Source organism: Paenibacillus solisilvae, assembly GCF_042656405.1.
Taxonomy (GTDB): Bacteria; Bacillota; Bacilli; order Paenibacillales; family Paenibacillaceae; genus Paenibacillus_Z; species Paenibacillus_Z solisilvae.
Window position 1 is genome coordinate 1 of the sequence record NZ_JBHSOW010000082.1, and the last position, 23,451, is coordinate 23,451.

General features: G+C 46.7%; 18 protein-coding genes and 1 other RNA gene. 17 read left to right on the plus strand and 2 right to left on the minus strand.

What is annotated here, in order from left to right; all coding sequences use genetic code 11:
• Positions 1–115: 115 nt before the first annotated feature.
• On the minus strand, positions 116–1,516 hold the full coding sequence (locus tag ACFPYJ_RS22825) for a glycosyl hydrolase (RefSeq protein WP_379190538.1): 1,401 nt from the start codon (positions 1,514–1,516) through the stop codon (positions 116–118).
• Entirely contained in the window at positions 1,516–2,871 is a 1,356-nt protein-coding gene (locus ACFPYJ_RS22830) for a glycoside hydrolase 5 family protein (protein WP_379190539.1), read from the minus strand. The genes ACFPYJ_RS22825 and ACFPYJ_RS22830 overlap by 1 nt, the downstream gene beginning before the upstream one ends.
• A gap of 430 nt (positions 2,872–3,301) precedes the next feature.
• Here ACFPYJ_RS22830 and ACFPYJ_RS22835 point away from each other — a divergent pair, with 430 nt between their 5' ends.
• The 17 genes from ACFPYJ_RS22835 to ACFPYJ_RS22915 all read left to right on the plus strand — a co-directional run bounded on the left by ACFPYJ_RS22835 (position 3,302) and on the right by ACFPYJ_RS22915 (position 23,191).
• Entirely contained in the window at positions 3,302–4,726 is a 1,425-nt protein-coding gene (locus ACFPYJ_RS22835; RefSeq protein ID WP_379190540.1) for an ABC transporter substrate-binding protein, read from the plus strand.
• A gap of 99 nt (positions 4,727–4,825) precedes the next feature.
• Positions 4,826–7,756, plus strand: a complete 2,931-nt coding sequence (locus ACFPYJ_RS22840) for an extracellular solute-binding protein (protein ID WP_379190541.1) — start codon at positions 4,826–4,828, stop codon at positions 7,754–7,756.
• Positions 7,757–7,920: 164 nt separating this feature from the next.
• A complete protein-coding gene (locus ACFPYJ_RS22845; protein WP_379190553.1) occupies positions 7,921–8,802 on the plus strand; it encodes a carbohydrate ABC transporter permease in 882 nt (293 codons plus the stop codon).
• Positions 8,803–8,805: 3 nt separating this feature from the next.
• On the plus strand, positions 8,806–9,678 hold the full coding sequence (locus tag ACFPYJ_RS22850; RefSeq protein ID WP_379190542.1) for a carbohydrate ABC transporter permease: 873 nt from the start codon (positions 8,806–8,808) through the stop codon (positions 9,676–9,678).
• 15 nt (positions 9,679–9,693) lie between these two features.
• Positions 9,694–11,154: a gluconolactonase gene (locus ACFPYJ_RS22855; RefSeq protein WP_379190543.1), complete on the plus strand. Its 1,461-nt coding sequence runs from the start codon at positions 9,694–9,696 to the stop codon at positions 11,152–11,154.
• Entirely contained in the window at positions 11,144–11,764 is a 621-nt protein-coding gene (locus ACFPYJ_RS22860) for a Yip1 family protein (RefSeq protein WP_379190544.1), read from the plus strand. Before ACFPYJ_RS22855 ends, ACFPYJ_RS22860 begins: the two co-directional genes overlap by 11 nt.
• A 17-nt stretch (positions 11,765–11,781) precedes the next feature.
• The gene (locus tag ACFPYJ_RS22865; RefSeq protein ID WP_379190545.1) at positions 11,782–14,400 is read left to right on the plus strand and encodes a DUF5696 domain-containing protein; all 2,619 of its coding nucleotides are present in this window, start codon (positions 11,782–11,784) and stop codon (positions 14,398–14,400) included.
• Positions 14,400–15,308 carry a carbohydrate ABC transporter permease gene (locus ACFPYJ_RS22870; RefSeq protein WP_379190546.1) on the plus strand — a complete coding sequence of 303 codons (909 nt, stop codon included), beginning with the start codon at positions 14,400–14,402 and terminating at the stop codon, positions 15,306–15,308. The genes ACFPYJ_RS22865 and ACFPYJ_RS22870 overlap by 1 nt, the downstream gene beginning before the upstream one ends.
• A 15-nt stretch (positions 15,309–15,323) precedes the next feature.
• On the plus strand, positions 15,324–16,343 hold the full coding sequence (locus tag ACFPYJ_RS22875) for a carbohydrate ABC transporter permease (protein ID WP_379190547.1): 1,020 nt from the start codon (positions 15,324–15,326) through the stop codon (positions 16,341–16,343).
• Positions 16,344–16,457: 114 nt separating this feature from the next.
• A complete protein-coding gene (locus tag ACFPYJ_RS22880; protein ID WP_379190548.1) occupies positions 16,458–17,534 on the plus strand; it encodes a LacI family DNA-binding transcriptional regulator in 1,077 nt (358 codons plus the stop codon).
• 80 nt (positions 17,535–17,614) lie between these two features.
• Positions 17,615–17,880: signal recognition particle sRNA large type (gene ffs / locus ACFPYJ_RS22885), an RNA gene on the plus strand.
• 144 nt (positions 17,881–18,024) lie between these two features.
• Entirely contained in the window at positions 18,025–19,482 is a 1,458-nt protein-coding gene (locus tag ACFPYJ_RS22890; protein ID WP_379190549.1) for an ATP-binding protein, read from the plus strand.
• Between the two features lie 158 nt (positions 19,483–19,640).
• Positions 19,641–21,452: a DNA polymerase III subunit gamma/tau gene (dnaX, locus tag ACFPYJ_RS22895; protein ID WP_379190554.1), complete on the plus strand. Its 1,812-nt coding sequence runs from the start codon at positions 19,641–19,643 to the stop codon at positions 21,450–21,452.
• A gap of 39 nt (positions 21,453–21,491) precedes the next feature.
• Positions 21,492–21,803: a YbaB/EbfC family nucleoid-associated protein gene (locus tag ACFPYJ_RS22900; RefSeq protein WP_379190550.1), complete on the plus strand. Its 312-nt coding sequence runs from the start codon at positions 21,492–21,494 to the stop codon at positions 21,801–21,803.
• 75 nt (positions 21,804–21,878) lie between these two features.
• The gene (gene recR / locus ACFPYJ_RS22905) at positions 21,879–22,478 is read left to right on the plus strand and encodes a recombination mediator RecR (protein WP_379190551.1); all 600 of its coding nucleotides are present in this window, start codon (positions 21,879–21,881) and stop codon (positions 22,476–22,478) included.
• Positions 22,479–22,637: 159 nt separating this feature from the next.
• Positions 22,638–22,931, plus strand: coding sequence for a DUF2508 family protein (locus ACFPYJ_RS22910; protein ID WP_379190552.1), 294 nt, complete (start codon positions 22,638–22,640; stop codon positions 22,929–22,931).
• A 2-nt stretch (positions 22,932–22,933) separates the two neighbouring features.
• On the plus strand, positions 22,934–23,191 hold the full coding sequence (locus ACFPYJ_RS22915) for a pro-sigmaK processing inhibitor BofA family protein (protein ID WP_379190555.1): 258 nt from the start codon (positions 22,934–22,936) through the stop codon (positions 23,189–23,191).
• Positions 23,192–23,451: the final 260 nt, after the last annotated feature.

A 23,451-nucleotide genomic window follows, 5' to 3' on the forward strand; every position in this document is an offset into this window, starting at 1 on the left:
AGTACAGGACTAAGGCCGCCTAATTGCCTTTATTTATTTGTACTGTCTACTTGACGGGGTGCAGTTCACTTAACCCCTGCTGCAGCTCTTTTATTTTTAGGTCCCTATAGACTTGTTAAAGGCGGTATGTCTGTAAATTTGGAAGATGGTCTTTGGTTACCACCTTGGAGTGGCTATAGACTTTGCGCAGCATGTTCACTTCCGTATGTTTGTCAGAATAAGTGCGTTCACCGGATGTTTCCTTCCAAACAAACTCGCCTGCCCAAGTACAGAACCAAGCCCATGCCGCTTCATCCTGTTCCAGTAAATCCGGGTCTGGAATCGTTCCGTTTTCAGTTAGAGCAATGATCTTATTCGCAGTTGTGTAGCTTAATGCATCGTGGAATCTACCATACTGGGAGCTGTAGAATCGCGGCCCTCCATAAATATCTTCGCCGATAATATCGACTACATCATCCCCGGGATACCAATCCTTGCCCTGACCATTCCATACCCAGATCAGATTATGCAGCTGATGATGTACGGTCAACCTCTTGTACATGAGCCGCCACAATTGAATACAGGCTTCAGCTCCTTTAGCCCCCCACCAGAACCACCCTCCGGCTGCTTCATGAAGCGGCCTCCACAATACAGGCACCTCATGCTCCTGCAGGATTTGCAGCTGCAGAGCGATGGCATCGATATCCCGTAAGATAAGGCGATAAGCTTCGGATTCCTGATTTTCCAGCGCTTTGGCGAGGTCGAATTCCGTGGCATACGTGTAAAAGCCGCTGTACCACATTTTATTTGGCTGATTAATGAGGTCAGTCGGTGCATTCCAGTGCCAGCAAAAGGTGACGATTCCTCCATCGCGCCACCATGCAATCGCTTCCTCTGTCTCTTGGGAAGTAGAACCAAATGGGAGCCTGGAAGGGGAATAGTCGATAAAGTCGAGTCCCCTAATTGCAGGAAGCTTCCCTGTTTCCCGCTTAATCACTTCGAGCTCAGGAGGATTGCTGCCTCCTGTTTCCTGACCGGATAGAATGCGGTGACCATAACTGTCGCACAGATAATTCATTAGACGACGGGTATAAGGCGCTGCGTTTGAATCAACCAGTAAGGGTGTTACATGGAACCGACTGCGGTCTGTTGAGGGTGCTTTCTCGATTAGAATGCTATCGATGTCGATACCGCCCCAGTTCTTCATGATTGTAATTTCATTGATCCCGTTACGCAGATAGGCTTTAGGATACATGCAAGGCACAAAATCAGGGGTATCAGGAGTCATAATATCCCCAAGCTTATCACCGTTCACAAAGAATGCGTTCCATTTCGGACCTTCGCCGAAAATGGTGACAGCAGCCATCACTGTAATCTGATATTGCCCTTCCTCATCCATAGTGATCGGGAAGGTGAGGCTATCCTCTTGTTGGAGAAAGCCGGTTGCATATCCCTGTCCAACATAGCCCATTCGTTCACTTGCGATAGATACATCACCGTTTGCTTTGGCTGATTCAGTCGTTAGCTTCATGATCATTAAGCAGTTTCAACTCCTTGAGTTTTATAGTAGACGGTCTGAACATTGGATGGTTTGGATAAGCCGCTTTCATTTCCGGCACACATTCGGTAAAAGTAGGCAGCTGGGTAAGGAGGTTTATCACTAAATGGCATATACTTCAGTCCATGCTCATGCACCTCTTCGGCAATGACAGCCCAAGGTCCGGAGGGGTGTTCAGCACGTTCAACCGTATAAAAGGCCGCTCCAGCTGACCCTCTCCAAGCAATTTGAGAGGGGGATTGAATAGGCAGAAGCTCCGGCGATTCCGGAATCGGATTCGGCTCGACAGCTTTTCCTTGGATGGCAAAAGCATGCTCCCGAAGGCTGCTCATCTTCTCGCGCTCACCTGGGCGGCTGGAGAAGCCAGGCCAGTTCATGCAGTGGTTCTCACCGAGAGCAGGATTCCCCTGATAATAGAAACCGCCGTCTTTGTTGTGGTAGCGAAGACTCCAAGCCATTGCCCCTGTTGTACCGTTCAATACGACCTCATCCAGCAGCTCCGACATGACCTCTGCCTTCGAATGCCCAAATTCCCCGACGAGAAACGCTTTTTTGCCTCTCGCAAGATTGCGGTCAGCTGTAGTTCTGGCAATAAAATCGGTGCCGCGGTCGATGTAATAGTGATTGGAGACGATGTCGATAGCGGGGTTTTCTACGGATGCAGGCGAAACCCCGTAACGGCCATCGAGAATAAGCTGTTTCACCTCCAAACTGCGGATATGCGATACGATGTCTGAAATCCATTCATCGGGGCTATCGAGTTCATTGCCGGTTTCCCATGCGAGAATCGCTTTATCTTCTTTATAGGGCTGGCCGGTAACCGTATTCGTGCGATTAATGACAAACGAAATGAAATTTTTGAAAGCTTGGCGAATCTCGGGATCAATCCAAAATTCCTTTGGCGATTTGTTGAAGAAAGCCGCGAAATGCTCGATTCCTCCAAACCATGGCCACTGGTCGATGAAAGGAATGATGACACGAACGCCATGCTTAGCAGCAAGAGCAAGGACAAGGTCTAAGTCGCAGAAGAGCTGCTCATCGTAGCTGTTTGGACCGTATATATGGGCAATTCCATCGCTGCCAGGTCTTAATCCCCCTCGTATAGAGAAGGTATAAATGCGCGTAGCACGTCCTTCCATCAACCGGATTGTTTTGAAGGCGTTTTCTATTTCCCATGCATCAACCCGGTGCCAGTGAGGCAGGGGATCTTCGTTTACATGTAAATTCGGAATATTGATGGATATGAATCGGAATTCTTCTTGTCCGTCGAATAACCGATCACCCTCTCGGGTTATAAAGTTGGCAAATGGGACGGTATCGAAAGATAAGTTCATGTATTATCTCCTTGTTATTTGATTTTATTAAAAACAGAATAACAGAATAACTAACTTAATGGGAGATATTTTTTAATTTTTAGCAAATCGAGTTTGAGATATCAACTAAATGATTCCTAATGTTATTCTTCTTGACAATTCAGGTGGAGTAAAATGCAATTGAAACTGTCGAATGATGTCGTTTTATTTAATTGGTAACGCTTGCAAAAAAGTATTGACGAATACTTAAAATTGTTATTTAATTGTTTTGTAATCCAATATTTGAATAACAAAACAATAGAACAGGGGATTCATGAAAAAGGAAACGGGGTGTGTTGTTAGATTTAATGTAAACGCTATTATTTACAAAATCTCACTTTCGTTATTCTGTGGAGTTAATCGGGTTTCAAGTAATTCTGTGATCGCAATACAAAATGGGAGGCGTCGCTGAATGAAGAAGATGAATCGTGTGGGACTAATGTTAATGTCATGTATTCTTGTTACCGGACTTGCAGCTTGTGGCGGGGGTAATAACGCAGCAAATACGAATGGTGAAAATGCACCGGCTAATGCACCAGCTAACACACCTGCAAATGCACCAGCCGATGAGCCGGCAGCTAATGCAACTACAGATAATAAACCGGCAGAAGATAATGCAGCTGCAGAGGAGACGATCAAGAAAGAATTGGCAGGACGTACAATCAAGATCTCAGCATGGTGGGACGGAACGCCAAAACCGGATTCCGACTCCAGCATCGCCCGTATCGCGAAAACCAAAGAGGTTGAAGCCAAATACGGTGTGAAGATCGAATATGTAAACGTTCCCTTCGATCAATATCAAGCCAAATTTACAACAACAGTTCTTGCCGGACAGCCGTTCGCCGACATTGTGCGGCTGCAGTATGACTGGGCTCTTGTAGCCTCGCTCAAGGATCAACTGCTTAAACTAAACGATTATACCAATATCGACGATTCGAAATTATTTGGCAAAGCTTATCCGCTCAAAGGTGAAGATTATGGATTCGATGGTAAAAATCCAATTAATGATCAAGGTGTTTTCTACAACCGTGATCTGTTCAAGAAGCTTGGGCTTACAGACCCTCAAGAGATCTTTGATCAGGGTAACTGGACATGGGATACATTTGAAGATTTAGCTAAAAAAGCGACGCAAGACACCAATAATGATGGTAAACCGGATACTTACGGCTGGTCGGGCTGGAACTTTGAGACGGCTCAATTCCTAATCGCCTCTAACGGCAGCGCGGTCTCTGATGATGTTGAAGGTAAAGAGATGATCTCTGATCCTAAAACAATCGAAGCCCTTGATTTCCTCAACAAAATGTACAATGTGGATCATGTCGTAAAAGTTAAAAAAGGCGACGTTAACAACTGGGAAGAACGTGTAACATTTGGTGATGGCGATGTTGCGATGACTTATGCGTTCGGCTGGCTGAATGGTGAATATAAAGGCAAGAAAATCGATTACGGCTATGTTCCTTTCCCTAAAGGTCCGCAAGCAACCGACTATGTGAACCCGGTAACGGGCGGCGGACACGCATGGTTCATTCCTAAAGGCGTTAAAAACCCGGATCTCGTTATGAAAATCTATGAAGAGATTAACGACATTCCTACCAAAGAGGAATATCCAGGTCAAGAGTGGCTGGAGCAAATCGTGAATACGCCAAAAGATATCGAATTGATTCAAGGTATGGCTGGTAAAGTGAGATTCATGAACTTTACAGCTTACCCAGGCTTCCCATTCGCTGATTTCGTAGGCGAAGTTACCAAGAATAAAGTGCCAGCTGCAACAGCTGCCGAGAAGTTCAAACAACCGGCACAAGCGGCGATGGACAAAATCCTGAAAGCTGCTCAATAAAACGATAACTGAAAATAAGGGATACGGAGGAAGCCTGCTTCAAGGGGCTTCCTATCCTTATTCCATGGTCTACTGCCTATGGGAAAGGGGGATAACAAGTTGATCGGTTCATTGTTTTCGAAGAAGTCGACCATACTCGTGCTGTTGCTGATCGCCGCCATAATACTGACGATTTCCCTAGTAGGGTCATCAACGGCACAATCTTCATCAGGTACTGCGATTAATCTTACACAAAGTGATCTGCCTCAGCCGGTGTCATCCAAGAAAGACGGATATGATCGTTATTTGCTTGCACATCCGTCGGCTGTGAAGCCGGATTTATCCATACCTTTGAACTTATCGCAATACCAGATTGCGGGTGGCATGGCTGCAGAGGGACTTAGTGATTTTCAAGGTATTCAAGGGGAATCGGTCAAAACCAGTGATGAGGGTACAATCAGCTGGGATGTCGATGTGACTGAAGATGGATTGTACAACATTGGATTAACCTATTATCCGATTGAAGGCAAAAGCGGATCCATTGAGCGAACGGTACTGATCGACGGCAAACTTCCATTTGCTGAAGCGGCTAATATGCAGCTGCCGCGCGTTTGGGGTAACCAGAAGCCGAATGTCGAACAGGATAATCAAGGGAATGATTTGCGCCCGGAGCAAGCGGAGAAGCCGACTTGGTTAGAGGCGGTATTTCAAGACCGCGAGGGCTATTACGAGAAGCCCTTTTCGTTTTTCTTAACGAAAGGCAAGCATAATATCGCCTTGCGCTCAGAGCGTGAGCCCGTAGTTATTCATCGTATCGAATTGTTTCAGGCGGACGATCCGCTAACCTACAAGGAGCTCAGCAAGCAGTACAAAGCTAGCGGCTACAAAGAAACGAATAATCAGCAAATTATCGTACAAGGCGAAAGTATGCAAGCTACCTCATCGCCGACGTTATATCCGCTTGCTGACCGTTCATCCCCTGCGGTAGAACCCTATGATGTGTCCAAGATAAAAATCAACACCGTCGGAGGCAAGAACTGGCGTTTGCCTGGACAGTGGATCTCATGGAATATAACTGTTCCGAAGGACGGTTTATATAAGATTGGTTTTAAGGCCAAGCAGAATTTCCTGCGTGGATTATTCTCGACACGGAAATTAACGGTTGACGGGAAAGTTCCGTTTGAAGAGATGGAGAACATTCCTTTCTATTTCGAGAACGACTGGCGTATGGAGGTGCTTGGTGGCGACGACAATCCCTATCTGTTCTATTTGACGGAAGGGCAGCATGAACTGAAGCTCGAAGTTACGCTTGGTCAGCTTGCTCCGCTAATTCGTCAAGTCGAGAATAGTGTCCTCTCGCTAAACGAGATGTACCGGAAGGTGCTGATGATTACGGGAGCGACGCCTGATGCTTACCGGGATTATCAAGTTGAGAAACAGATTCCGGATTTGGAAAAAACGTTCCGGAGTGAGAGCGATACGCTCAATAAAGTTGCTGATCGATTAGAACAAATTGCAGGTGCAAGCAGCTCTCAAGGTGCATCTCTGCGGACCATGGCCGATCAGCTTGCGGATTTAGCAGACAGGCCGGAGACACTGCCTAAAAGACTGGCTAGCTATAACATTAATGTCGGTGCTTTAGGAACATGGATCTTGACTGTCCGTGAGCAGCCGCTGCAGATCGATGCGATTGATGTATCCTCACCGGATTTTAAGCTGCCAAACGGCAAGGCTTCGTTCCCGGCGAGAGCTTGGCATGAGATGAGATCGTTTATGTATTCGTTCTTTATTGATTACAGCAATATCGGTAATGTATCCAAGTCGAATACGAACCGTTCGATAACGGTTTGGATAGGCAGCGGACGTGACCAATCGCAAGTTGTCAAGGCGATGATTGATGATACGTTTACTCCGAAATCGGGAATTAGCGTCAACGTCAAGCTGGTACCTCTCAATACACTGCTCCCGGCTACTCTTGCCGGACAGGGGCCAGACGTAGCGATGCAGGTATCAAGCGATATACCGGTCAACTACGCGATGCGGGATGCGGTTGCAGATTTAGCCCAATTTCCTGATTATGCAGAGGTTGCAAAACGCTTTAGAGACAGTGCGGTTGTTCCATATCGGTACGAGGCAGGTACATATGCTCTGCCAGAGACGCAAACTTTTAATATGCTCTTCTACCGCAAAGACATTATGGAGCAGCTTCACCTGAAAATCCCGAACACATGGGATGAGGTATATGATATGCTGCCGGTTCTGAACAAGAATCATATGTTGTTTGGTCTTCAGCGGCCGCCAGCCGTTCAGGCCTATCAGAACCCGGATCCAAACTCAACAATGGCAATGCTGCTTTACCAGAATGGCGGCCAGTTCTATACAAAGGATGGGAAGGAAAGCGCGCTCTCCTCTGAAGCTGGAATGAAGGCGTTCAAAGAGTGGACGGAATTCTATACAGATTATGGATTACCGGTTGAATTTGATTTTGCTAACCGTTTCCGTACAGGAGAAATGCCAATCGGTCTGGCAGATTACTCGGTGTACAATCAACTAGCTGTTTCTGCGCCGGAGATTCGCGGACTATGGGGGTTTGTGCCGGTGCCGGGCATTAAGCAAGCTGACGGACAAATCCACCGTGAAGTAGCAGGCAACGGCTCTGCAGTTGTCATGATGAAACAAGCGGATGATAAACAAGCTAGCTGGGAATTCATGAAATGGTGGACAGACGAATCAACGCAAACGACGTTTGGCCGGGAGATGGAAGGATTAATGGGCGCAGCCGCCCGTTATCCTACGGCTAATATCGCAGCGCTTGAGAAGCTGCCTTGGCCGCTTGCGGATTATAAGAACCTTACCGAGCAATTTAAGTGGGTAAGAGGCATCCCGCAAGTACCAGGTGGATACTTCTTAGGCCGTCACTTGGATAACGCCTTCTGGAAAGTTGTTAACGTAGCGAATACAGGTGCCAGGGAGACGCTTGAGGATTATATTGAGACGATCAATCAAGAGATTAAACTGAAGCGGCGTGAATTTAATCTCCCGAATAATTAATGAATTGCCGTATTGAATATATGTTACGGCGCTGTACAAACAGTGACAGCGCCTACCGCCATAAGGGGTGATGAATCTTGCCTACGAGCAGCAGAGAGACGAGCAGCGTTCCGACGTCCATCGCCTTGCCGCAAATTACGAGGCCAACGAGGCTGCAGCGTGTGATGGCTGATATGAAACAGCATAAGCATTCCTATGTGCTGATGGGACCTTATTTTTTGCTATTTTTTATTTTCACGGTACTGCCCGTCGTCATTTCAGTCGTCATCAGCTTTACCTATTTTAATATGCTTGAATTTCCGAAGTGGATCGGCTGGCAGAACTATACGCGTCTTTTGACTAACGATGATGTCTTTCTAATAGCCGTGAAGAACACCTTTCTATTCGCAGCCATAACGGGACCGCTCAGTTACATTGCCTGTTTTTTCTTCGCATGGCTGATTAACGAGCTTTCCCCTAAGGTTCGGGCATTCATGACGCTTATCTTTTATGCTCCTTCTATTTCAGGTAACGTCTATTTCATCTGGCAGATGATTTTCTCGGGCGACCGTTATGGATATGCCAATGGATTGCTCATCAAGATTGGAGTCATCCTCGAGCCTATATTGTGGCTGAAGACGGAAGCCTATATTTTGCCTATCGTTATGCTCGTACAGCTCTGGCTTAGTTTAGGAACAGGTTTCCTTACCTTTATCGCTGGGCTTCAGACGGTTGATCGGACGCTGCTGGAGGCTGGGGCAGTGGACGGTGTCAAGAATAGATGGCAGGAGCTTTGGTATATCGTGCTGCCTTCCATGCGGCCGCAGTTGATGTTCGGTGCGGTCATTCAGTTAACAACCTCATTCGCTGTAGCGGATGTGGCTATGAATATGGCTGGCTTCCCAAGCGTTAACTATGCAGCAGAGACAGTGGTTACCCACTTGATCGATTTCGGAACGATTCGATTTGAGATGGGCTATGCTTCCGCTATCGCGACATTGCTATTTGGCGCCATGGTAGGTACGAACCTGATTGTTCAAAAATTACTGCGGAAAGTGGGGGAGTAGGCAATGAAATTAGCATTTGCGCTGCCCCGCAGACGTAAACAAGTTAATCGATCGATGGCTGGCAACATTTCCCTATTTATTCTGTTGGCCTTTTTCGGTGCATTCATGGCATTGCCGCTTATCTATGCCATTAACAACGCCTTTAAGCCGCTGGATGAATTGTTTCTGTTTCCGCCGCGCTTTCTTGTTCGACATCCAACGATTAATAATTTCGGCGATTTGTTTAACCTGCTGGCAGACTCATGGGTACCTTTCTCCAGGTATATCTTCAACACGGTATTCATTACTTTAGCGGGTATTATTGGGCACGTGCTGCTGGCCAGCGCCGCTGCTTATCCACTTGCGAAGCATCATTTTCCATTCAAAGGACTTCTGTTTACCATTGTTGTCCTTTCTCTGATGTTCTCTCCGCAAGTTACCGTTATTCCCAATTACATGATCATGTCCTGGCTGGGCTGGATTGATACCTATTGGGCGGTCATCGTACCGGCATTTGCATTCCCGCTGGGTCTGTATCTAATGAAGCAATTCATGGAACAGATTCCAGATGCCTTGCTTGAAGCGGCTAAAATCGACGGCGCGACCGAATATCGGATTTTTTGGTCTGTGGTCATGCCTAACGTTAAACCTGCTTGGTTAACACTAATTATTTTGTTATTCCAGCTCTTATGGGGGTCGGATGGAAGCGGTTTCATCTATGCCGAACAGTTAAAGCCGCTCCACTACGCAATGGGACAAATTGTTCAGGGTGGTATTGCTCGGGCTGGAGTTGGTTCTGCCGTAGCATTGCTCCTCATGTCCGTCCCCATTGGATTATTTATTTTCTCACAAAGCCGCATTATCGAGACGATGGCGACATCCGGGATGAAAGATTAAGGGGGCGGGCGAGCGTTGAAAGCACTTCGTTTAAGCATGTTCATGCTGATCATGGCGCTGCTATCGGGTATCGTAAGTCCGCTGGCCATGGCTGCGCCGTATGACAGCTATAATTATTCCGTTTGGGAGGACTCTGTACCTTCTCCGGCATCTTATCTTCCCTCAAAGGTCATTACGGGTGACCAGCTGACAATCGGACAGCTCAAAGGGCCAAGCGATCTGTTCGTTTCCAAGAACGGGACGATCTATATAGCAGATACGGGCAACCAGCGTATCGTGGTTCTGAATTCGAATTGGAAGGTCATTCGCACGATCAATCAATTCGATCATGATGGAAAGCCGGACCTCTTTAACAAGCCGACAGGACTATTTGTAAAAGAAGATGGAACGATTTACGTAGCGGACTATGAGAATCAGCGGGTCGTACTGCTGAATGGTGAAGGGCAATATTTGAGGCAGATTGACCATCCCAAGTCGGATGTACTTGCGTCAGACTTTGTTTTTAACCCTGTTAAATTGTCCGTTGACCGTGCGGGCCGGGTATATGTGGTTGCCAAGGGTGTGTTTGAGGGGATCATGCAGTTCGATGATCAAGGTGCCTTTATCGGTTATATCGGAACGAACACGATAACCCCTAATCCTGCAGATTATTTCTGGAAGGTGATTTCCACCAAGGCGCAGCGAGCTCAGATGAATTTGTTTGTCCCGACTGAATTCACCAATATGGATATTGATGAGAAGGGCTTTCTTTTTGCGACAAACATAGACAAAACAACAGATGCGCCCATCAAACGGCTGAACCCTTCGGGTAAGGATGTTCTGAAGCGTTTCGGTAACTTTACGGTAAGCGGCGATCTTGTGTTCAGCATTTTGGATGGCGATCGTGCAGGAACATCGCAATTCATAGACATTAAATCAACGGTTGAAGGAAGCTACTATGCGTTAGATTCGCTTCGGGGCCGTATATTCACTTATGATCAGGAAGGAAACCTGTTATACATTTTCGGTGAGATCGGATCGCGCGCAGGAACGTTCAAAACGCCTGTGGCTATTGATAAAGTCGGTGAAAAGGTGCTCGTCCTGGACGGAGGCACGGGTCGAATAACGGTCTTTGAACCGACGTTATTCGGCATGAAAGTCAATGAAGCTACCAGGCTGCATGAAGCCGGTAAGGAACAAGAAGCTTCTAAGGCGTGGGAGAAGGTGCTGCAGCTAAATGCGAACTACGATATTGCTTATATCGGGATCGGTAAAGCACAGCTTCGCGAGCAGGATTACAAGTCAGCCATGCGCAGCTTCGAGCTAGGCGTAGACCGCAAATACTATTCCATCGCCTTTGCAAGAGACCGTAAGCAATGGATGCGTGCGCATATGGGAGAGGTGCTAACCTATATTGTGCTTCTGGCTGCGGTTATTGCGGCTTGGCGAATTTTCATACTTATTCGAAGCAGGAGGTCGGTGACGCATGAAGCTTGATTTACTTACATTGCCTTTTCGGGTTCTCGTTCGTCCATTCGATGGCTTCTGGGACATGAAGTATGAAGAAAAGGGACGACTGACCATTGCGTACATCATTCTTTTCTTTCTGGTTATTGTGCAAATACTGCGCAGCCAGTACGTGGGCTTCCTTTATAATTTCAACAATCCGCAATATTTAAACAGCATTAACGAGTTCAAGTATATCGTTCTGCCATTTTTCTTATGGTGTATCTCTAACTGGTCCTTAACGGTGCTTATGGATGGGGAAGGGAAATTTAAAGAAATATTGACGGCTACCGGTTATGCGGTGCTTCCGCTTATTGTCGTTTATGTGCCGACCATGATCATGAGTCACTTTATCACCATGGAGGAAGGCGCCTTTTATTACTTTTTCAATTCCGCTGCGGTGGTTTGGGCGGCATGGCTGCTGTTTGTTGGGATGATGACGATTCACCAGTACACACCGCTCATGACAGTGGTTACCATGGGACTTACGGTTATTGTAATGGGCATTATCATTTTCTTAGGTTTACTGACCTTTAGTTTAATCCAGCAAATCCAATTTTTCTTTGAGACGATATATAGGGAAATCGTGTTCTGGTCGTGATGGGAGGGCGAAAGAAATTGAAGCTTAAATTGAAGAAGTTCATTGGGATATCGATTGTTTTTGGCCTCGTTGTCACAGGTGCAGGAACACTGGTTATTGTGAATAAACAAGAGGGTAACGACACGCAGACCCTGCTTACCGGAACAGTGAAGAAGCCCCCGTCAAATGCGGCTTCAAGCAGCACACCGGTCCAAGCGGCCTTCGAAGCCAAAGAAGGCAGTGTCCCCGGTATGGAGAAGGCGGCCGAGAACGATACACTTGCCTTGTATATGAATAAGACAACGGCAGAGCTTGCAGTTTACGATAAGCGCTCGGGACATGTCTGGTATACGAACCCGCAGGATCGTGACCAAGATGCCAAGGCGTCCGCATTCGAGAAGCAGGGGCTAGCCTCTCAGCTATCCCTGCAATTCTCAGATGCAGCGGGCAACAGCAAAACGTTTCTAAGTTTCAATGATGCGGTTGATAAAAAGCAATTTAAAGTCAACCTCGTCTCCGGCGGTGTTCAAATCGAGTATACGCTAGGGGATTTGACGGCTGGAATTGATGCACTGCCTAAGGTCATTACCAAAGAACGACTTGATCTATTCATGGCCAAAATTAAAAAGACAGATGCAGAATACGTCTATCGTAAATATCAAATTGATGCCTCCAAAACCATTTACACCCGGTTCGACAGTTCCCTTAAAAGCAATGTAGCTCTTCTTCGGGTGACCGAGGCCTTTAAGGAAGCTGGCTATACAGCAGAAGATTTGGCTGCAGATAATAAGGCCAATCAAGCTGGAAATGGTGCGGATAATGCCAAACCGGTCTTCACGGTTCCTGTTCAGTATGTGCTTGACGGTGAGAATCTGGTAGCTGCTATTAAGACCTCCGAGCTTAAGGAACCGAGCAACTATACGATATCGGATATTAATATGCTCCCGTATTTCTCTGCCGGTGGACTGAAAGATAAAGGGTACATGCTGGTCCCGGATGGTTCAGGAAGCTTGATTTACCTGAACAATGGCAAATTTAGCGATGACATTTATTCACAGCCGGTGTACGGAGCAGATGAGGCCATCCGCAAAAGGACTAAACCCCAGAATGCAGAAGGGATAAAGCTGCCGGTATTCGGTATCAAAACCGGTGAGAATGCGATGTACGGAATTATTGAGAAAGGCGCGGCATTAGCGAACATTAATGCAGAGGTTAGCGGGCGCACGAATTCATACAACTACGTATATGGAAGCTTCACGATTCGCAGCTGGGATGAGCTGCCGATGAGCAATGGGCAAACTTTCAACTATGTGCCTATTGTGCAGCTGGAGAAGGCGAATGCCGAGCTTTCAATACGCTATGGCTTCCTTTACGGGGATGATGCAAGTTACGCTGGGATCGCCAAGACCTACCAGCATTATTTAGTGAATACGGCCGGGATGAAAAAAACGGAAGGGCAAGAAGACGTACCATTCTACGTTGATATCATAGGTGATATTCCGAAGCGCAAGTCCATTCTAGGAATTCCATATGAAGCGATGGAGCCGCTGACGACGTTCTCTCAAGCGAAGCAAATAGCGGAAGAGATGAAAGACAATGGCATTGGGAATGTCCGCATGCGCTACCTGGGTTGGTTCAATGATGGGGTTAACCACGAATTGCCGGATGATATTTCAGTGGATAGGAAACTTGGCGGACGTTCGGGGCTTGAAGAGCTGAATACTTATTTGAAGGACAACGGTGCGGCTTTGTATCCGGATGCTTCGTTCCTGACGGTCTACCATGACACATGGGGATTTTCTCCTTCCAAGGACGCATCGAGATATATCACCAGACAAATTATTGAGAAATATCCGTACGATCCTGCTTACATGCGAATGAATGTTAATCTTGGAACGAACTGGCTGTTATCGCCGGCTAAGCTTCCTTCTATTGTTAAAGGCTTCATTAGTGACTACAAGGATCTAGATCTGAACGGCTTATCGCTGCGGGATATGGGCAAAGGCTTGGATCCGGATTACCAGGTCTCTGCCATCGTGAATCGCCAGCAATCAGCCAATATTGTTACGGACGAAATGGGCAAACTTGCTAAGGCTGCACCTGATTTACTCGTTTCTGGAGGCAATGCTTATTCGCTGGGAGTTGCTAAACATATCGTGGATGCTCCGCTTACGGATACCCAGTTTAACATTACCGATGAGACGGTTCCTTTCTACCAGATGGTGCTGCATGGCTATGTTTCGTATACGGGGAAACCGTTCAACCTTGCTGATTCCCAAGATGTTCGTGTCAACATGCTCAAAGCTCTGGAATACGGATCGAACATACGATTCACTTGGACGTATGCCGATGCCTCTGAAGTGAAAGAGACGATTTTCAACAACCTCTACTCCGTGCAATATAAGCCTTGGCTTAAAGATGCTGCTTCGGTATATGAAGAAATTAATGCGGCGCTTAAGGATGTTCAGAATGAACGAATGACGAGCCATACCATGCTTCAAGAAGGTGTCTATGCAACTTCCTACGAGAGCGGCAAAACAATTGTAGTGAACTACACGAATGAGGCTGTTGAAGCAGCGGGACAATCCGTATCGCCAATGGGATATGCATTGCTTCAGCAGCCGCTTACGGATGCGGGAAGGGGGAGCCGTTCATAATGAAGCCATTAAAGCTGTCTCAGAAAAAAAGCATAACGGGCGTGCTGTTCCTTCTTCCCTGGCTGCTGGGGTTCTTATTCCTATTCGCATCACCGTTATTCCAATCCATTCGGTTCAGCTTCAGCAAGCTGGAGATAACACCAACAGGCTATTCGCTTACTTGGATGGGACTAGCCAACTTTAAGGAAGCCTTATTCGTGAATGCTGACTTTAACCGGGTTCTGTCTGATTCCGTTACGTCAATGATTGTCAGTGTGCCGCTGGTGCTTTTCTTCAGCTTGTTCTCAGCAACCTTAATTAATCAGAAGTATCGCGGAAGAACGATTGTACGTGCAATTTTCTTTCTTCCGGTTATTCTTGCTTCGGGTGCTGTGGCGTCTGCGGAGGCTACAAGCTTGATGAATAGTCTGATGACAAGCGTTACATCCGGTCAGGCCAGTGATCTCGGTCTAAGCAGCGGTCAACTTTCAAGCAGCTTTAATATGGGTGATTTACTAATTGAATCAGGCTTTAATGAAAGCTTTGTTGATTATTTAGTAGGTGCAGTCGATCGAATTTACGACATCATCAGCCACTCGGGCATACAAATCCTGATCTTTCTCGCTGGTTTGCAATCCATTCCTTCCTCGATGTATGAAGTCGCTAAGATTGAGGGGGCGACGGGCTACCAGATGTTTTGGAAAATCACGTTTCCTATGGTTAGTCCGCTCATACTGACGAATGTCATTTATACGATCATCGATTCATTCTCCGATAATACGATGATTCAAATTATTTATGATGCTGCTTTCAAATCATTGAATTTTGGTTTGAGCTCGGCAATGGCTTGGATGTATACGACAGTAGTGGCCCTCATTTTAGCTGTCATCGGATATTTTGTTTCGAAGAAAGTATTCTACAACAGTTAGAAAGAAGGGACGAGTATGCGAGAGGTATTAGATAAAGAAACCGGGTTTCGTTTGAGCTATAAGCTCAAACGTCCGGTGCAAAATATGCTCAACATTGAAAAGCAAAAGCATTGGCTGTGGGTGCTGCTGCGCACGGTTCTCATTATCGGGATTTCCTATGTCATTTTGTACCCGTTGTTATTGAAGCTTTCTATCGGCTTCAAGAGCAAAGAGGATATTTTTAATCCGAACATTGTTTGGCTCCCTCATCATCTGACACTAAGCAATTTGAAATACGCTTACACCATGATGAATTATCCCGTCACACTGATGAATACGATTTTCCTTAGCACTTCAACCATGCTTCTGCAGACGATAGCATCGGCACTGGCTGGGTATACGTTTGCGAGGCTAACATTCAGAGGGAGCGGGTTCTTATTTATACTTGTTATTCTGACGATTCTGATCCCGCCGCAAACGCTGATGGTGCCGCTCTACCTGCACTTTAAAAATTTTGACATCCTGGGTATTTATCATCTCTTCACCGGGAAAGACGGTGTGAATTTAATTAATACGTATTGGCCGCTGCTCATCACATCTGCGACAGCCAATGGACTGAAATCCGGTCTTTATATTTATATTTTCAGGCAATTTTTTAAAGGGATGCCCAAAGAAATCGAAGAGGCGGCATTTATTGACGGATGCGGTGTGTTTACGACCTTCTTCCGCGTTATGCTGCCTAATGCGATTCCGTCTATCGTCACAGTTATGCTGTTCGCATTCGTTTGGCAGTGGAATGATTCGTTCATGACTGCAACATTCATGAATCAATCGCATGTGATGTCGATGGAAATTACGATGCTTGGCTTTAATGCCAACCAGGTACTTGTGGCGGCCCTCAGCGGCGGAGATCCTAATTTTAGGGTCGATCCGTACTATATTTCGATGATTGTTGACACTGGTATTCTGCTTGCAATAGCGCCGCTTATTATTATGTATTTGTTTGTTCAGCGCTTCTTCGTTGAAAGTGTGGAACGTACTGGGGTCGTAGGTTAAGTTTTCGCTTATTTACATCCTTGCAGGCTAGGCATCCAGAATCAAATAGCGATTGGTTTTCATGGATTGTTATGATAAAATTAATCACAATGCGCTAAAATGTGGAGTGGTTTTATGAAGAAAGTGACGATGCAGCAAATAGCCGACCGAGTCGGAGTCTCAAAGTTTGCGGTCTCGCAAGCTTTGGCAGGCAAGCATGGCGTAAGCGAAGAAACAAGAGAAAAGATCGTTCAGACCGCATCCATGCTCGGCTATTACTCGCAGCGTCGAGTAAGGCTTAAACCTCGGCAGCTGCCTCTTCAAGCTGTTGAGCAGAAGGGCTCTGGAACGAAGAACACGGTTATCGTCCTGATTCCTAATGTTCGTTATCAGAACCAAGAATCACTCTATTGGGGACGAATTATTGATGGAGTCACCATGAGCCTGGAAGAACAGGGTATCGGGGTCATGATGGTGACTGAGCATAATACAGATAATTTCTTATCGATTATAAATCCTCAAGGTATTCTTGGCTTAGTTGGCATAGGCCTCATATCAAGCCGGGTGCTGCTTGACGTACGTCAAGCGGAGATTCCATTCGTGCTGGTTGATCATGAGGAGGAGCTTGTACCGTCGGATACCGTATTTATGAACAACTACGACTGCATGCGCAGGGCGACTGCCCATTTGGCCGCACTAGGTCATACGGCGATTCGTTTTGTCGGCAACCCGCGGTACTCGAGAAGCTTCTATGATCGTTGGATGGGCTTCCGTTCAGTTCTCGAGGAGCAGGGAATTCCTGTACCGCAGGATTCGGATAAGCTGCTTGCCATTGATATCGTGAATGAGTATAAATCCGTTACAGACACAGTGAGACAAATTCATGCAAGCGGCAAGCTTCCAACAGCATTTGCATGCGCTAACGACTTCCTGGCCTTTTGCGTTATGAATACATTACGTGAACTGGGGGTTTCGATTCCGGAACAGATTTCTGTTACCGGCTTCGACAACTCCGAGGAAGGGATGCAGTATGTCCCTTCTCTGAGCAGCGTTGATGTTCCTAAACAGGCTATGGGAAAACGGGCTGTCGAGATGCTGCTAAGACGGATTAATCATCCGAACCGTCCTATAGAGAAGACTTTATTGTACGGTGAATTTATTGTCCGCAACTCAATCGTTGTGAATTCTAAACCGGTTGGAGAGTTATTGTAATTCATTTTCTTGTGTGAAGCTTTACGTAACTTCTTCCTGCTAGTTGCACTTTAAGTCAGAACAAGCTATACTTATCTCTGCCGTGCTAGATGGGGAGGTAGCGGTGCCCTGTAACTCGCAATCCGCTGTAGCGAGGTTGAATTCCTATTAGAGGTTATGTTGATGCAGGGCTGGTGTTTATAACCAGTGTTGAAGGATGGGTCCTCCGCAATGGACGCTTGTGAACCCGGTCAGGTCCGGAAGGAAGCAGCCATAAGCAGGTACGTTCATGTGCCGGAGGAGTGCCTGACCCGAGCTGGGAGTAAAAGGGCCGCCTGGGTTGCATACATCGAAGATAGGTGCACGGTACTATAACTTAACATGAACCAGCCGACTAACATCCGCCATGACTCCACTTTGAGTCCGGCAGGATGTTTTTTCATTTCTGGCAGGATTTTCATAATTTTGGCGCGAAAGAAATAAGAACGGATTTAATGAAGAGGAGATCGCTATGTACGAAATTCCACAAGCGTCAGCTGAACAGCTCAGCTTTCAGCAAATCGGCAAGTACTCGGAACAGCTGCCTAATACAATGATACTTGCCATTAATGAACGAGCAGAGATCATTCAGTGCAACTCTTTATTTTTAAAAGAAACCGGTTACACGGCTGCAGACATTCTACTTCGCTCTATCCAAGTAATTACTGACAGTGAGCGCTTCAGTAACACAGAAACTGAAGGAAGCGCGGCTCTAGAACAATTTCAACAGCTGTCAGTTGAACCTTTCCCCTTAGCATTGAACAAAGCCAGTGGAGACCTGCTTCGGGTAACCTGTATGCCAATTCTCAATAAGGCCGAAACAGGCGGCAATTATATGCTGCTGCTCCTGCACAGTCTGGAACCTTTATCCGGGGGAAGCCTAGTCCAACAATTTGGTGAAACGATGCTAAGCGATGATCATATAGGAGTCATCCTCCTCGACAGGCATACCAGAAGCATTATCGATATTAATCCCCTTGCCAGTCAGCTGCTGGGCTTTCCGAAGACCTCGATTATGAATGAGATTCTAATGAAGTTTTTTGCCAATGCACCAAATGAATACGCCCTCATTTGCCAATCCCTCGATGAAGGCATCCCGGTTCGGAATTATCCGTTAACCTGGATTTTTGAGGATAGGCATACCGAGCTGCTTATGGATGTAGGTCTGCTGCACAGTCCGCCAGGAGGGGTGGCAGGTGCTTATATTATTTTCAAGGATGTGACGAATCTCCGTTCGCTTGAGAAGCAGGTTCTGCGCAGTGACCGTCTGGCGATGATCGGACAGGTAGCAGCAGGGGCAGCTCATGAAATTCGTAACCCGCTGACGGCAATTCGTGGTTTTGTGCAGATATTCCGTAAGACAACGATAGAACGTGGCATGAACAAAGAGGCGGAATATACCGAGATTATGCTGGTTGAACTCGATCGTATTAATGAGCTTGTCAATGAATTTCTTATGTTGAGCAAGCCAAGGAAAACAATGAACGAATGGGTCAATGTGGAATCCGTTATGCGTGAAATCATGCCCATTATTGCAAGCGAAGGGCTCCTCTACGGTGTTACTGTGAGTTGGACATCGGAAGGTCAGCTGCCGTTTGTAACGGCTGACCATGAGATGCTTAAGCAAGTTTACCTTAATATTTGCAAGAATGGCATTGAGGCGATGACCCAAGGGGGAGAATTAACAATTAAAGGCTATACAGCCGGCGAAGGAAAAGAACGGAGTTTGGTGATCGACTTTACAGACACGGGACCGGGAATCTTGGAATCGATAATAGACAGGATCTTTGACCCTTTCGTAACGACGAAAGCCAACGGAACCGGACTCGGACTCTCAGTTTGTCAGCGTATTATGCATGATTTTGGCGGCTCCATCCGTGCGGTATCGACAGAGATCGGTTCATGCTTTACGGTCGATCTTCCTTATTAGAGCTGAAGGGGTGTGCCGGCTCTTCATCCGCCACCTGCGTTTCTTCTATGAATCAGCTATTTTACAACGACGAGACGGTTTTTTTGAACAACGCGTTCGTGTATAATAGGAAGATAGGGCAAAGCCCATAGATGTCAGAGCCGAAAGGAACGATCCGCGTGTCCCATATTGCGCTATATAGAGCCTGGCGTCCGCAGACGTTCCGGGATATGGTCGGCCAGCAGCATATCGTACAAACCTTGCAAAATGCGATCCGTGAGCAGCGTGTCTCTCATGCGTACCTCTTTAACGGTCCACGGGGAACAGGGAAAACGACGGCGGCCAAAATCATGGCTAAAGCGATTAACTGCGAACGCGGTCCCGCTGTAGAGCCTTGTAATGAGTGTGATGCCTGCCGGGGAATAACCGCAGGTACGATTATGGATGTTGTGGAAATCGATGCCGCTTCCAACAGGGGTATCGATGAGATTCGCGATATCAGAGATAAAGTGCGCTATGCGCCCTCTGAAGTCCGTAATAAAGTGTATATTATCGATGAAGTCCATATGCTAACATCAGAAGCGTTTAATGCTTTGCTTAAAACGCTGGAAGAACCGCCGGGACATGTTATATTCATTCTTGCAACTACGGAGCCGCATAAGCTGCCCGCGACGATCATTTCCCGCTGCCAGCGATTTGATTTTAGACAAGTTTCTTTGCCGGAGCAAACGGAGCGGCTGCGTCAAATTTGCTCGGAAGAAGGTATTCAAGCTGAAGATGATGCGCTCGCCTATATCGCTAGACTGTCAGATGGCGGTATGCGGGATGCAATCAGCCTGCTTGAGCAGGTATCTGCATACAGCGGTGAACGGATTACATTAGACTCAGCAGTAGAAGTCACGGGCGGTTTAGCAGCAGAGCAGTTTGCACAGCTGGCAGAAGCGATACGGGAGCGCAATACGGGAGCCATACTTCCCCTTGTAGAAGGGCTTATGCAGGCTGGTAAGAGTGCGGACAAATGCCTGGAGAATTTAGTGTACTATTTCCGCGACCTGCTCGTGCTCAAGCTTGCTCCGCAGAGTAAGGTATCCACGGAACGGATCGTAGATCAGGAGAAATACCGCTCTATTGCAGAGGCATTCAGCACAGATCGGCTGTTTCGGATGATTGATATTTTGAACCAATATCAGCTGGAGATCCGTCATGCTTCTCTGCCTCAGACCATTCTTGAAGTCGCTCTCATGAAAATATGCTCACTGCCCGAGGCAGGTGCCTTATCAGCTTCGGCTCAACTTGCATCCTCTATGGAAGTGCCAGAATCGAGTGATCCATCGGGAGCTGGCAAAACTTCTTCTGGCGATGTACTCCGTATGCAGCAGCGTATTGATGCACTTGAGCGTAAAATCGAGCAGCTGATGCGTAATGGTGTACGGCCGGAGGGTGAAGCAGCTTCCAATGCCGGCGCGGCTGCATCTTCCGGGAAGAGCGGTGCAAAAGGCGGCAGCTTTGGTTCGCGGGCTGGATCGGGTTCAGGCGGAATGAGATCTACCGTCAAACTTGAGCCCTTCTTGGCTTCTGTCGAGAGTCAGGCCTTCGGTCAGATAAGGATGAAGTGGAGCGACATCCTGCAGCGAGTTAAGGGTCATAACATTTCTACGCATGCCTGGTTTGTGAATGGCGAACCCGTGGCGGCAGCCGATAATACGATCTTAGTCGCTTTCAAGAACTCGATTCACCGTGAAACAACGGAAAAGCCGGCCAACCGAGAGGTTATTGAAGGTGTGCTGCAGGAAGTATTCGGAAGGCCGGTACGTTTGGCCACTGTCATGCTCAAAGAATGGCAGACGGCAGCCGAAGCGGGACCTCCTCCCGAGGCCGAAATGCTAACGTTAACGCCGGACGGACAAGGGGGCTCTCCGCCTCAGCCCGAATGGATTGAAGAGGCTGTGAAGCTGTTTGGGGAAGATCTTGTTGTTGTGGAAGATAAGTAGGAAAACAATCTTAATTAAACTTGAGGAGTGACTAATTAAATGAACAACATGAATCAAATGATGAAGCAAGTTAAGAAAATGCAGGAGCAAATGCTTAAAGCGCAAGAAGAGCTGGGTACAAAGACAATTGAAGGATCAGCTGGCGGCGGAGTGGTAACAGTTGTCGTTAACGGCCATAAGAACGTACAAAGCGTCGTTATCAAGCCGGAGGCAGTAGATCCGGACGATATCGAGATGCTGCAGGATTTAGTGCTCACTGCAATCAACGATGCCATCAACAAAGCGGATGAAGTAGCGAATAAAGACATGGGTAAATACACGAACGGTATGAAGATACCTGGATTGTTCTAGGATGAAGGATGCGTTCTGCCGTTTAATAACGGTGGATGCCTGCACCCGAATTGTTTGATGTAGAGGAGCTGCGCTTTGTATTATCCTGAACCGATAGCCAAACTTATTGATGCTTTTAGCCGCCTGCCGGGTATCGGCCCCAAAACGGCGGCTAGGCTCGCTTTTCACGTGCTGCGTATGAAAGAAGATGACGTAATAGATTTTGCCAAAGCGCTCGTCAGCGTTAAACGCAATCTTCATTTCTGTTCCGTGTGCTGCAATATTACCGACATCGATCCTTGCCGAATTTGCCAAGATAAGTCTCGGGACAACACTGTAATCTGTGTCGTGCAGGAATCGCGTGATCTTGTAGCAATGGAGAGAACCAAAGAATTTCAAGGGCTCTACCACGTGCTTCAAGGTGCGATTTCACCAATGGAGGGAATCGGACCGGATGAAATCCGCATTGCCGAGCTGTTAAGGCGGCTTAGTGATGACCGCATACAAGAAATGATCTTGGCAACCAACCCGAATATTGAAGGTGAAGCGACAGCGATGTACTTATCGAGACTCGTTAAGCCTTTTGGCATTAAAGTGACGCGTATTGCGCATGGATTACCGGTTGGCGGCGATTTGGAGTATGCAGATGAAGTTACATTGTCCAAAGCGTTGGAAGGCAGAAGAGAACTTAGCTAAACGAAATTTTGATTTAAGCCGCTCTGCGAGGATCACTCGCAGAGCTTTTTTGTGTCTTTACTCATATAAGCCGTTCTATTCTCCGCGCCATTTCATACATTTGTACTACATGTATTACAGGCATGAAGACAAAAAAATGGACAAGCGGAGGGATTTGCGATGAGATGGAAAAACTTTTGGCAGAGTAAAAAGAAGAAAAAATACGATGCCGGGGTTCATAAAGAGGCGCTGGAGCTCTATGCGGAGATCCAATTAGCTAAGAAAGAATGGGATAACGCTGGAAGATATTTTGAATATGCGGTTGGTAAGGACCAAATTGATTATGCCATATTTGCAATTGAAGCAGCTGAGAAACGGTACGAAATGCTTCTTCGCAGGGCGAAGCTGCATCGAGTCGAGACATCCGAATGGTCAGTGCTTATTAAGGAAACGATAAGGGGGGAAGTCATTTGAAGATGATTTGGTTAATTATATTAATAGCGTCTTCGCTCCTGCTGGTCGGAATAATACTGAGAAACAAGCTATCTTGGAGCTGGATCAAACGTTTTTCACTTCATCTGGTTGTCGCAGCTATGGCCTTATATTTGCTTAACTATTCCGGCATCGTACATGGATTTGAAGTTCCGCTTAATCCAACGACAATTGGTACGGTAGTTTTACTGGGCTTGCCTGGAATAATCCTTATGTTGGGCCTGCAGCATGTGTTATTTTAGGGACTGGCACGGTTACTGCGAAGAATAAAAGGATTATGCTTGACCATAACGTAAAGGATGTGGTAAATTAGTTTTCGCGTCACAAGAGGCAATGTCAATTGCGAAAACAAATTAAAAAAAATGCTTGCAATTGATTGGGCGAATGTGATATATTAATCAAGTCGCCGCTGAGAGATTGGCGGTCAACACGAAGAACTAAATTAGACATTTGTTCCTTGAAAACTGAACATGAGTGACCTGTCATAAAGGTTTTAAAAAGC